This is a genomic window from Marinoscillum sp. MHG1-6, assembly GCF_024714475.1.
Lineage (GTDB): Bacteria > Bacteroidota > Bacteroidia > Cytophagales > Cyclobacteriaceae > JAMZMI01.
Window position 1 is genome coordinate 58995 of the sequence record NZ_JAMZMI010000002.1, and the last position, 12374, is coordinate 71368.

Consider the following 12374-nt stretch of genomic DNA (forward strand, 5'->3'; position numbering starts at 1 on the left):
TAATCAAAGCAACGAATCTCTTAAGCGGAATAAATGCAAGCATTTCGATGAAATTTGAGGCTGACCTTTTGACGAGATAAAGGTCCTTCAAATAAATCGTTATCTTAAATCTATCTTGGAATTGATATAGTTAAGGAACTCACTCTTCACATTTTGATCTCGGAATTTTCCATCAAAATAAGCGGTTCCGGTCATACTATTGGTATCACTTACCCCCCTTGAAGAAACACACATATGGGTAGCATCCAGTACTACGGCCACATCTTCGGTCTTCAGTACTTCCTTCAACTCATTAGCAATTTGCATGGTAAGACGCTCCTGAACCTGTGGACGTTTAGCATAATACTGTACCACTCGATTAATCTTTGAAAGCCCCACAACTTTTCCACTTGAAAAATAACCAACGTGTGCTTTTCCATAGATAGGCACAAAATGGTGCTCACAATGCGAGTAGAAGGTAATATCCTTTTCCACCAGCATCTGATCATACTTGTATTTATTCTCAAAGAGCTTGGCCTTCGGCTTATTCTTTGGGTTCAACCCACTAAATACCTCCTGCACATACATTTTGGCAACACGCATTGGGGTTCCCTTTAAACTATCATCCTCAAGATCCAATCCCAGGATATGCATGATTTCCTTAAAATGCTTTGCAATCAATTCCATTTTAAGATCATCATCCATGCTAAAAGCATCTGCTCTCAGTGGAGTTCTATCAGAGGACCCAACATGATCATCTTCATACTCATCCAAATTTCTATTCTGCGGGGTATTCAACATAATTTCTTTCTGTTTCGTAAAGCGTAACTTTCAAATCATACTTTGGGTCAACCCTTCGCCTGATTTTATCATAAATAACCACCGCAATATTTTCTGCCGTGGGATTGAGATTCTTAAATTCTTCTGTGTCTAAATTGAGGTTTTTGTGGTCAAATTTACGAATAACCTCCTCGTTAAGGATGCCACTCAAATCTTTCATATCTACCACAAAACCCGTATCCGGATCTATCTCACCAGTAATTTTCACCACCACCTCATAATTATGACCATGCCAGTGAGGATTGTTGCACTTACCAAAAACCTCCTGATTCTTCTGATCACTCCAGTTAGGATTGTGCAGACGGTGAGCCGCGTTAAAATGTTCTTTTCTGTAGACTGATGTCCTCATTCAATGGGATTTATTTAGAATATAGCAATTGCAACTCGATTCTTGAAACTCAATTTCAACTGCTTTTGTTCTTACGGTCTGCAAAAATGTGGAATTAATCCCTTTTTGCTTTTTATTATCAGTTCTTTTGAATTTTATCCGGCACTAGGTTGTTTTGTGTCTTAAAATTGCCCTCATGCAAATAGAAGAAATTAAAAAACAGATAGAGAAGTACAAAAGTGAAGGAAAAAAGATGTTCACTACATCTTCTTTTCAGACACATAGTTTGGTAATGCTTCATATCCTGAGCAGAATAGACAATACAATTCCTATCTACTTCCTCAATACCGGCTACCACTTCCCAGAGACAGTAGCGTTCAAGGATCAGATTGGAAAGGAATTCGGCTTAAATGTGCAGGAGGTCAAATCTTCTATGCCCAGATATATGCAACGCGACAGCGAGGGCAGACTTCTTTTTACGTCAGACCCTGACCATTGCTGCTATATTAACAAAACAGCCCCTACGGATCATCTGCTTAGAAACCATGATATATGGATTAATGGCGTGAGGGCTGATCAAAGTTCTGTAAGGAAATCCTTCACTGCTGAACAACCCGCTCCTCATGGAACATTACGTTTTCATCCAATGCTGGATTGGACAATGAAGGAGATATTTGCTTACATTCGCGAACATAATCTACCAAGGCATCCACTCGACGCAAAAGGTTATATGAGTATAGGCTGTGAGCCTTGTACCCGAAAGCTTGACCCTGAAATGCAAGAGCGAGAAGCCAGATGGTATGGTATGAATAAAGTGGAATGTGGACTCCATACAGACCTTGTTAAAAAATAATCTGATCCGGATTCCCAGCTTTACTTAAAATTAACACCCAGATAGAATGAACGTACTTGTTACCGGAGGTGCCGGATACATCGGAACAGAACTGTTGATCAACCTGACGGCTAACCCGGAGGTAAAAAAAATAGTGATCTACGATAATCTCAGCAGAGGAACTCATGCCTTGTTTACTGGACCTAAGTACAAGCATCATGAAAAACTCACATTTATTGAGGCTGAATTACTTGATTCAAGGAAACTGAAAAAAGCACTGGAAGGTATAGATGTGGTTTACCATTTGGCTGCCAAAGTGACTACTCCTTACGCAAATGTTGATGCACACTACTTCGAGCAAGTGAATCATTGGGGTACGGCGGAATTGGTATATGCGGTTGAAGAAAGTGACGTGAAACATTTCGTCTACATCAGTAGCATCGGGGTATATGGTTCATCATCTACCAAAGAAATTGATGAAAATACGGAACCTAACCCACGTACCTTTTATGCCATCTCAAAACTTCGTGGTGAGGAGCATGTTCGTAGACTCGAGGGGAAAATAAAGACACACATTATCCGATGTGGTAATGTCTATGGATATAGCAGAGCAATGCGGTTTGATTCGGTAATCAACAAATGGATTTTTGAAAGCAATTTCAATAACCAGATCTCCATTCATGGAAACGGAAAACAAAGTCGGGCATTCTTAAATATCGATGTACTCTGTGACGTGTTTGATCAGTTACTGACTAAAGATGTCCCTTCAGGAACCTACAATCTGGTCGAAAGAAACATGACCATGATGGACATTGTAGATATACTTAAGGCGATCAATCCTCCACTGGAGTTTATCTTTATTAATCAGCACCTGAACCTTAAATCTATTTCGGTAAGTACCGACTGGAAACTCAAAGAATATTTGGAAATCAAGCCGATAGCAACTTTTGATGAAGAGATGAAAGCCTTTAGCGCTCAATTCTCTTTCTAAGAGCTTATAAAAAAAATCCTCTCTAAAAAGTGAGGATTTTTTTTATGCCTTAATTCTCTTAGCAAATCAGAAAAGCCCCATTTTCACCAAAATCGCTTCCAAAACTCCATTTGGCAATTCAAAGCCTGCGAAAAATATTCCAACTCCGAGTACTTTATTTTTATCCTTTACAACTGTTAGCGCCAAAGGAAGAAAAGTCACTGACATGAGCGCATAAGTAACTGCGAAAAGGATCAGTTCAATGGTCAACAACACCGGATTAGATGTAAAGTAAATCATTACGGTAAGCGCTGTGACACCTAATATGGAAATGAGTATGGAAAGATATACCGAACGCTTTTCTGCCAACCTTCCTATCGGATATCCCACCAAAGCAACCACGGCCAAAACAGCTGATATGATTCCACTTCCACTAATCCCCATCACGGAAAAATTCTTATTGGTAAACCAGTCAGGGAATAGATTGAAGAGTATGGTGGTGACGATTCCAAAGCAAGCCCCTAAGGCGAACGCATAAGTAAAGTCAGATTTACCAACCTCTTGCTTCGGAGGTACGTCGAGCATATACCTGGAGTTAGACCTCATCAACAGGCCACTTCCCAATACTGCTACCCCACCAACTACAAATGTCAGGGGAGCTCCCAAAAAATTTATCAAATCAACAATGACCGGTTCGATAGCATAAAGCAATCCATAAACTACTGTCAGTAAAGCCATTGCGGTCGGCAACCGGTTGACGGGCACAAACACTTCGATGGTTGAAATCGCGGGACTGGTAAACAAGGCCATGGAAAATAACCATAACACAATCAAACCCGGTAATATCCATCTAAATACCGGCCCGGGATCAGTGAAAAGGGTAAAAGCAGTAGCCATAAAGATCATCGCCGCAAAGCTGACCCCCGCCGAGATAATTGGAAGCCGCTGCCCGGCTTTTCTCCTAAACTTGTCCCCCATCATACCTGCAATTGGAGGAGTAAGGACCATAATGATCCCTTGAGAAATGAACAGAAAAAGTGTTAAGTCTTTGAAACTATACTTCTCTAACAATATTGGCTGATAGTTATAGTAGGCAATCCACCCGATAATGACAGAAGCATATAAAAGCGTTAGTGAGAGTAGTTGCTTCCAAAGCACCTGCTCTTTTGATACGTATTTCAACTTTGAGTTGCTCTCGTAGTCTAATGCTAGTGAGTTGTCCATAGACGATAATTGGTTTTGGTTATAGATGCTCAATGTACGAACAGGTAACAGGTTTTGGATTCAAAAGTTTATTCTTTTTTTCTAACGTTATATTAGAAAAATATTAAATATAGCTCAAAAAGACCTATAAAGTATGTATATACAGCATTCCTGACAGGTAGAAATATTTTACCATTCTCAAATCGCTTTTAGTCAAAAACGATAGATTTGCGGTTCCTTTTGAGAAGCTGGAAAGACAATTAACAATGAGCATATCAACCAAGTACGACCCATCATCGGTAGAAGACAAATGGTATCAATTCTGGATGGATCAAGGCTATTTTAAAGCCTCTGTAAACCCTGATAAAGAACCTTACTCGATTGTCATCCCTCCGCCTAATGTAACGGGAGTATTGCACATGGGTCACATGCTTAACAACACCATCCAGGACATCCTGATCAGAAAGGCCAGAATGGAAGGAAAAGAAGCATGCTGGGTTCCCGGGACAGATCATGCCTCCATTGCCACGGAAGCCAAGGTAGTTGCCATGCTTAGGGAAAAAGGGATCAAAAAAAGTGACCTTTCACGAGAAGAGTTCTTGAAATATGCCTGGGAATGGAAGGAAAAGTATGGCGGAATCATTCTGGAGCAGCTCAAAAAACTAGGCGCCTCCTGTGACTGGGATCGAACGGCCTTTACCATGGATGAAGGTTATTATAAGGCCGTAATCCGCGTTTTTGTAGACCTGCATAAAAAGGGGTATATCTATCGTGGTCTGCGAATGATCAACTGGGATACTGAAGCCCAAACGGCCCTTTCTAATGAAGAGGTGATCTACAAAGAGGATGGTGAAAAAGCGACACTATACTCCGTTAAATATCAAATTAAGGATAGCGACGAATATGTTACCATCGCTACGGTTAGACCTGAAACCATTCTAGGTGACTCGGCGATCGCGGTAAACCCAAAAGACGAGCGTTACACTCATCTCATTGGTAAAAAGGCTTTGGTTCCTTTTATCAATCGTGAAATCCCAATCATTGCAGATGATTACGTTGAATTGGATTTTGGAACGGGTTGTCTGAAAGTAACTCCTGCTCATGACCCAAACGATTATGAAATTGGGCAAAGACATGAACTGGAAGTCATAGATACCATCAATCTTGATGGAACGCTTAATGAGGCATGCGGCGTAGATAAATACATTGGATTGGATCGATTCAAGGTGAGGAAACTCATTGTAAAAGACCTGGAGGAAGCTGGACTTTTAGTAGGAACCGAGGAGTTCATTACCCGGATAGGTCGATCAGAGCGAACCAACACCGTCGTAGAGCCAAAACTCTCCCTTCAGTGGTTCATCAATATGAAAGATATCTCCAAAAAGGCTCATAAAGCCGTAATGGAAGATGATATCTTACTGTTTCCATCAAAGTTCAAGAACACCTATAACCACTGGATGGAAAACGTGAGAGACTGGTGTATCTCACGACAACTTTGGTGGGGACAGCGTATCCCTGCGTATTTCTATGGCGATGGCGAGGACGACTACGTGGTAGCTGAAACAGATAAAGAAGCCCTGCAACTTGCAAAAGTTAAGTCGGGCAATGGTGCTTTGTCAGCGGAAGACCTGAAGCAAGATCCGGACGTGCTTGACACCTGGGCCTCATCGTGGCTCTTCCCTCAGGCAGTTTTTGATGGCTTTAACGATGAATGTTTCGACAAGGAAACCGGTAAGATCATCAAAGGAAAGAATGCTGATTTGGATTACTTCTATCCTACCTCAACATTAGTAACAGCACCGGAAATCTTATTCTTCTGGGTGGCTAGAATGATCATCGCAGGTTATGAATACAACGAGGAGAAGCCTTTTAAAAATGTTTATCTAACGGGGATCGTTAGAGACAAACTAAGAAGGAAAATGTCCAAGTCTTTGGGTAACTCTCCTGACCCACTGGATCTCATCAAACAATATGGAGCGGATGGAGTGAGAACAGGAATGTTATTTTCCTCACCAGCAGGTAACGACCTTCTTTTTGATGAAAAGCTGGTTGAGCAGGGACGAAACTTCTCGAACAAAATCTGGAACGCATTCAGACTGATCAAAGGATTTCAAGTTGAAAAAATTGAGCAGCCGGAAGAAAATGCATTGGCGGTAGCTTGGTTCGAAAGCAGACTCAATCAAGCCACGACCGAGCTGGAAGATCATTTCAGTAAGTTCAGAATGTCAGATGCCCTCATGACCATTTATAAGCTGGCATGGAATGACTTCTGTAGCTGGTATCTGGAGTGGATCAAGCCCGGGTTTGAACAACCTATTGATCAAAAGACTTGCGATAGCACCATTTCTATAATGGAGCGACTTATGAAGTTGATGCACCCATTCATGCCGTTTATTACAGAGGAAATCTGGAATAACATCAAGGAAAGAAATAACGAACCGATCATTGTTGCCAGCTGGCCCGCGGGTGGAGGTTTTGATAATAGCCTGTTGAAGTCAGCTGATAACTTATTTGAACTGGTATCCAATATCCGAAACCTGAGAAGCTCAAAAGGACTATCCCCTAAAGAAGAGCTTGAGCTAATTATTAAAACTTCGGAAAAGGAAAAATTCCAAAGCCTTATCAGTTCAATTCAAAAACTGGCCAATGTCTCCAATATCACCTTTGGAGCAGATAAACCCGAGCAATGTGTGAGCTTTGTCCAGGGAGCAGATGAATTCTTTGTCCCGCTTAATATAGAGATCGATGTGGAAGCGGAAAAAGAAAAACTGCGTACGGAATTGGAATACGCCAAAGGCTTTTTAGCGTCGGTAGACAAGAAATTGAGCAATGAGAAGTTTGTGAATGGTGCTCCTGCCAAGGTGGTAGAAAATGAACAGAAGAAGAAAGCTGATGCGGAGGCTAAAATCAAGGCAATTGAGGAAAGCTTAGCCGCACTATAAGAACGAATTCACGACAAAAATAACGGGGCTCATTGGCCCCTTTTTTATTTATATCCTAGCTGCTATTAACAGATTGAGGTCTCTGTAGGCCAGATTAAATTTTCTCGCAAGATAGATATTACATAAGCTGCCCCGGTAGGTATATACCCCTCGCATAAACCAACGATTGTTAAAAATCATCTCATCTATTCCGCCTGATTCTCCAATATCAAGTAAGATCGGGGTCATGATATTAGAAATGGCCAATGAAGCTGTTCGCGCTACCCTTGAAGCAATGTTTGGCACACAATAATGTATTACATCATACCTCTTAAAAGTTGGTCTCTTGTGGTTGGTCATTTCTGAAGTAGCTATACAACCGCCCTGATCGATACTGACATCAATCACCACAGAGCCCGGCTTCATTTCAGCAATCATCTCATCTGTCACCACGCACTTGTTCCTCCCCTTTTCCGGTCTGATCGCCCCGATAACCACATCAGCATTTTTCAAAGCTCTTGTTAGGGTAGCATTATCAATCGTCGATGTATGGATTTGGTGACCAAGCGCATGCTTGATCCTTCTTAGCTTATATATGTGATTGTCAAAAACCTGAATATCTACTCCCAGACCGATGCAAGCTCTTGCTGCATACTCCGCCACCGTCCCGGCACCCAAAATCATCACCTGTGTTGGTGGCACACCGGTAATACCTCCAAGGATCACCCCCTGCCCTTCGTTGGTATTACTCAACAACTCAGCTGCAATCAACATCACCGCTGAGCCAGCGATCTCACTCATCGCACGAACCAGAGGCAATCCACCTACTTTATCTTCAATAAACTCGTAGCCCAGGGCAGTTATTCGCTTCTTATTCAGCGCATGAATGTAGTCCACCGATTGATTTCCTGTCTGAAATGCCGACACTACAGAAGAGCCATCCTGCATCCATTCGATCTCAGCCAATGTAGGCGGCTCTACTTTGAGAATAAGGTCTGCCTTGTAAACTTCCTTGGTGGAATAAACTATTTTGGCTCCTGCCTCACTGTACTCGTTATCAGAGAAATTGGATGAAACTCCGGCACCGGCTTCCACCCACACCTCATGACCATTATTAACTAGCACATCAACAGATTCTGGCTTCAAGGCGACCCTACTTTCCTGAAGGGAAATCTCCTTTGGAATACCTATAAATAAAGAATGTTTCCCTTTCTTGATTTTTGCGGGTGCTTCCTGAGTATATAAACTATGCCCTCTGGCCAGATCGGCAAACCCCGATTTCTTTTTTTCGTCCATGTCTTGTTAACCCGGGGAGTTGATGATGATTTCCCGATTATTCTCTCCTACTAATTTAATATTAATTTCAAGGTGTTCGCCAGGAATCAATTCATTTATAAGCTCCGGCCATTCGATGAAACAGACATCTCCGGAATAAAAATACTCCTCCGCCCCTACATCCTGAGCCTCTCGAATACCTTTTATCCGGTAAAAATCAAAGTGATAAACAGAGTTACCATGCTCATCCAGATATTCATTTACAATGGAGAATGTGGGAGAACTTGTATTGTCTTCAACTCCTAAAAGCTCACAAACTTCTTTAATAAACGTGGTTTTTCCCGCTCCCATTTCTCCGTAAAAGCATACTACGGGGGTGCTATCGAGTAATTCAATCAAATAAAGGGCAGGTTCCTTTAGATCCGTGAGAGATCTAACCTCAAATTTTCTCATTTAGGCTCCAATATTACAAAAGGGATTATCATCTCTTCCAAACTAACACCTCCATGCTGAAATGTGTCATTATAATAATTCACATAATAGTTGAAGTTGTTTGGGTAGGCAAAGAAAAAATCATCCCGTGCAAATGCAAAGGAAGTACTCACATTCACTTTTGGCAACCCAAGATCTTCAGGCCTTCGTGAGCTAAATACATCACTCTGCTGAAAAGCCAGATTCTTGCCCTGCTTGTACCTTAGGTTCGTATTGGTATTTCGGTCTCCAACAATTTTCGAAGGTTTTCTTACTCTGATAGTGCCATGATCTGTTGTGATCATTACTTTGGCGTCTTGCTGTGCAATAAGTTTTAAGAAATCGAAAAGCGAAGAATGGGCAAACCAAGACCTCGTCAATGAGCGGTAAGCGGATTCATCGGGAGCCAGCTCGCGTATCATGGCCACGTCCGTCCTTGCATGAGAAAGCATATCCACAAAATTGAATACCACCGCATTGAGTTGATTCACCAAAAGATTGTTAAAATTCTCAACCAGCTGCTTGCCCTCTGATGCCTTGATGATTTTATGGTAGCTGAATTTTCCCTGAAGCTTTTTTCTTTTGAGATTAACTTCTAACAATTCCTTTTCGAAATTATTTTTTGAGCCTTCTTCATCCTCACCTGACCAGTACTGAGGGTATTTGGACGCAATGTCGATGGGCAACATACCGGCAAAAAGTGAATTGCGTGCATAGGCCGTCGTCGTCGGAAGAATGGAATAATAACTATCTTTCTCCACTACATTGAAGATATCAGCGATTTCCGGCTCTATTTCCTCCCATTGATCATACCTGAGATTATCTATCACAATTAAAAAAACAGGCTTCTCTGACTTCAGCAAAGGGAAGACTTTGGATTCCAGCAATTGATGTGACATCAATGGGGCTTCATCTCCTGCATCCAACCAATCCTCATAGTTCTCTTCCACAAAATCACAAAACTGCCTGTTTGCCTCAGCCTTTTGTGTGGTGAAGACCTCCTGCATGCTTTTATCATCCGCATTATTTAGCTGCAGCTCCCAGTAAACCAATTTCTTGTACAGATCTGCCCACCCCTTCGGTTCGTAAATATCCTGAACATCCATGCTCAACCTTCGGAAATCCTGCATATAACCCTGGTTGGTTTTCTCACTAATGATCCGCTTGTTATCCAGTATTTTCTTAACAGAAAGTAGTATCTGATTAGGATTTAATGGCTTGATCAGGTAATCGGCAATCTTGGCACCAATCGCCTCTTCCATAATTTGCTCCTCCTCACTTTTAGTGATCATTACTACCGGCAAGTTGGGATGAGTGGATTTGATGTAATTGAGCGTTTCGAGTCCTGTCATTCCCGGCATATTCTCATCCAGGAAAACCAGATCAAAAGATTCGTGATCTATTTTCTCAAGGGCATCTGCTCCGCTATTCACAGCCTCAATATCATATCCTTTCTGATTTAAGAAGAGGATGTGCGGCCTCAACAAATCTATCTCATCGTCTGCCCAAAGAATTTTATAATTCATATTTATCGTTTTCAATTACAATTTGGAATATAGTTATCACTCAACGAAACAAATACCAGAAATACTGTCTTTTCTGAAATTAGATTTGTTAAAAAATTTTAAGAGCGTGTTTCATTGACCTATTTTTGGATCACGTCGCACAAAAATCAAACCCATTTCCCTTTTGAATAAAAAGAAAATTCTCAACGATCCGGTCTATGGGTTTATCACCATTTACAATGACCTCATCTATGATATAATAGAGCACCCCTATTTTCAGCGATTACGAAGGATCAAACAATTGGGTCTTACGGAATTGGTCTACCCCGGCGCTCACCACACGCGATTTCATCATGCAATTGGAGCCATGCACCTCATGCAGCGAACGCTGGATAATCTGAGAGCAAAAGGGGTAATGATTTTTGAAACGGAATATGAAGCTGCACTTATTGCTATTCTTCTACATGACATTGGCCATGGGCCCTTTTCACATACGCTGGAATTCAGCTTATTTAAAGGTGTAAATCACGAACAAATTTCTTTATGGCTATTTGACAAGTTGAACAAGGAATTCAACGGACGACTTGAACTGGCCAAACAAGTTTTTACCGGAACCTATCAAAGGAAATTCCTCCATCAACTGGTGTCCTCCCAATTAGATGTTGACCGGTTGGATTATCTGAAACGAGATAGTTTTTTCACCGGAGTTCATGAGGGTACCATTGGAGCCGATAGGATCATTCAAATGCTTAATGTATATGAGGGCCAGCTGGTAGTAGAAGAAAAAGGAATCTACAGTATTGAAAATTTCCTCAACGCCAGAAGGCTGATGTATTGGCAGGTCTACCTGCATAAGACGTCTGTGGCCGCTGAGACAATGCTTCTCGCTCTTTTAAAAAGAGCAAAGAAACTCACACAAAAAGGAAAAAACATCCCCGCCACACCAGCATTGAATATCTTTCTGGAAAGAGACATTACCAGAGAAGATTTTTTCGAGGATCAAGATTTATTGGAGATTTTCACCAGACTGGATGATACCGATATCTGGGGGAGCATCAAACAATGGTTATTTCATGAGGATGACATTCTAAGCCAGCTTAGTAACGATTTACTAAGTCGCAGGTTGAATAAAATCATACTCAGTAGCGACAAACCGGACAAGGCGCTGATTGCAGACATTACTGCAAAGCTCGAAAAAGCCGGAGTAGCCAAAAAAGATCTTAAATATTATCTACAAACAGGAACCATTAGTAATGCTGCTTACATTGTACAAAATCAGAGCATCAACATCCTTATGAAAGATGACAGCATCATGGATGTAGCTAAAGCATCTGATCTACCCAATATTAAGGCAATCAGTAAGATTGTCACTAAGCACTACATTAGCTATCCGAAACACCTGATTTAACACCAGAACCATTCCTTATGCAAATTCAATTAGAAAATATTGGTAAAAAATTCGGGAAGGAATGGATCTTTCGAGGGGTTGACCTGACCATAGTTTCAGGAGAGCGATTGGCTATTACCGGATCAAACGGAGCTGGAAAATCTACCCTTCTCAGAATAATGGGATCGTATATGACTCCTACGGAAGGTAAAATTCTTCTTGACCAAAAAGACTTAAAGCATGAAGATGACAGTCAATTGTCCTTCAACTTCGCAGCACCGTACTACCATCTAATTGAGGAATACACCTTAAGCGAGCTACTGTCCTTTCATGAAAAGTTTAAAAAACCCACTTCAAATATTGATGAACTCGTAGAAACCTCAGGTTTATATAAAGCCAGATCAAAATTTGTTAAAGATTTTTCGTCGGGCATGAAACAGCGTGTAAAACTGATTTTAGCCCTTGGATTTGATGCTGATGTGGTTTTATTGGACGAACCGACCACCAATCTTGACCGATCAGGAATTAATTGGTTTAAAAATTTGTTCGACACACAATACGAAAAAAGAACCCTCGTTATAGCTTCGAACCTGGCCGAGGAGATTGCGATGTGTGATGATGAATTTCATATTAACTGATATATAAAAATGAAATCATCAAAAC

Annotated in this window: 11 protein-coding genes; 5 read left to right on the top strand and 6 right to left on the bottom strand. The window is 41.2% G+C overall.

What is annotated here, in order from left to right; genetic code table 11:
• Positions 1-99: 99 nt before the first annotated feature.
• Both folE and NXR94_RS04120 read right to left on the bottom strand, forming a co-directional pair.
• Positions 100-780: a GTP cyclohydrolase I FolE gene (gene folE / locus NXR94_RS04115; RefSeq protein WP_258103314.1), complete on the bottom strand. Its 681-nt coding sequence runs from the start codon at positions 778-780 to the stop codon at positions 100-102.
• The gene (locus NXR94_RS04120) at positions 758-1168 is read right to left on the bottom strand and encodes a 6-carboxytetrahydropterin synthase (RefSeq protein ID WP_258103315.1); all 411 of its coding nucleotides are present in this window, start codon (positions 1166-1168) and stop codon (positions 758-760) included. Before NXR94_RS04120 ends, folE begins: the two co-directional genes overlap by 23 nt.
• 175 nt (positions 1169-1343) lie before the next feature.
• On the opposite strand from NXR94_RS04120, the gene NXR94_RS04125 reads away from it, so the two are divergent.
• Both NXR94_RS04125 and NXR94_RS04130 read left to right on the top strand, forming a co-directional pair.
• Positions 1344-2000, top strand: a complete 657-nt coding sequence (locus NXR94_RS04125; protein ID WP_258103317.1) for a phosphoadenylyl-sulfate reductase — start codon at positions 1344-1346, stop codon at positions 1998-2000.
• 46 nt (positions 2001-2046) lie between these two features.
• A complete protein-coding gene (locus NXR94_RS04130; RefSeq protein WP_258103318.1) occupies positions 2047-2970 on the top strand; it encodes an NAD(P)-dependent oxidoreductase in 924 nt (307 codons plus the stop codon).
• A gap of 66 nt (positions 2971-3036) precedes the next feature.
• On the opposite strand, the gene NXR94_RS04135 is transcribed toward NXR94_RS04130, so the two are convergent.
• Complete coding sequence (locus tag NXR94_RS04135) at positions 3037-4173, bottom strand: MFS transporter (RefSeq protein ID WP_258103319.1); 1137 nt, start codon at positions 4171-4173, stop codon at positions 3037-3039.
• A 245-nt stretch (positions 4174-4418) separates the two neighbouring features.
• On the opposite strand from NXR94_RS04135, the gene NXR94_RS04140 reads away from it, so the two are divergent.
• Positions 4419-7094, top strand: a complete 2676-nt coding sequence (locus NXR94_RS04140) for a valine--tRNA ligase (protein WP_258103320.1) — start codon at positions 4419-4421, stop codon at positions 7092-7094.
• Between the two features lie 48 nt (positions 7095-7142).
• On the opposite strand, the gene NXR94_RS04145 is transcribed toward NXR94_RS04140, so the two are convergent.
• From NXR94_RS04145 to NXR94_RS04155, 3 genes are read right to left on the bottom strand one after another with little or no spacing between them, the layout of a single operon-like run.
• Entirely contained in the window at positions 7143-8369 is a 1227-nt protein-coding gene (locus tag NXR94_RS04145; RefSeq protein WP_258103321.1) for an alanine dehydrogenase, read from the bottom strand.
• A 6-nt stretch (positions 8370-8375) separates the two neighbouring features.
• A complete protein-coding gene (tsaE, locus tag NXR94_RS04150; RefSeq protein WP_258103322.1) occupies positions 8376-8801 on the bottom strand; it encodes a tRNA (adenosine(37)-N6)-threonylcarbamoyltransferase complex ATPase subunit type 1 TsaE in 426 nt (141 codons plus the stop codon).
• On the bottom strand, positions 8798-10345 hold the full coding sequence (locus NXR94_RS04155) for a bifunctional response regulator/alkaline phosphatase family protein (protein WP_258103323.1): 1548 nt from the start codon (positions 10343-10345) through the stop codon (positions 8798-8800). Before NXR94_RS04155 ends, tsaE begins: the two co-directional genes overlap by 4 nt.
• Positions 10346-10508: 163 nt before the next feature.
• Here NXR94_RS04155 and NXR94_RS04160 point away from each other — a divergent pair, with 163 nt between their 5' ends.
• Positions 10509-11732: an HD domain-containing protein gene (locus NXR94_RS04160; protein ID WP_258103324.1), complete on the top strand. Its 1224-nt coding sequence runs from the start codon at positions 10509-10511 to the stop codon at positions 11730-11732.
• Positions 11733-11749: 17 nt separating this feature from the next.
• On the top strand, positions 11750-12349 hold the full coding sequence (locus tag NXR94_RS04165; protein WP_258103325.1) for an ABC transporter ATP-binding protein: 600 nt from the start codon (positions 11750-11752) through the stop codon (positions 12347-12349).
• Positions 12350-12374: the final 25 nt, after the last annotated feature.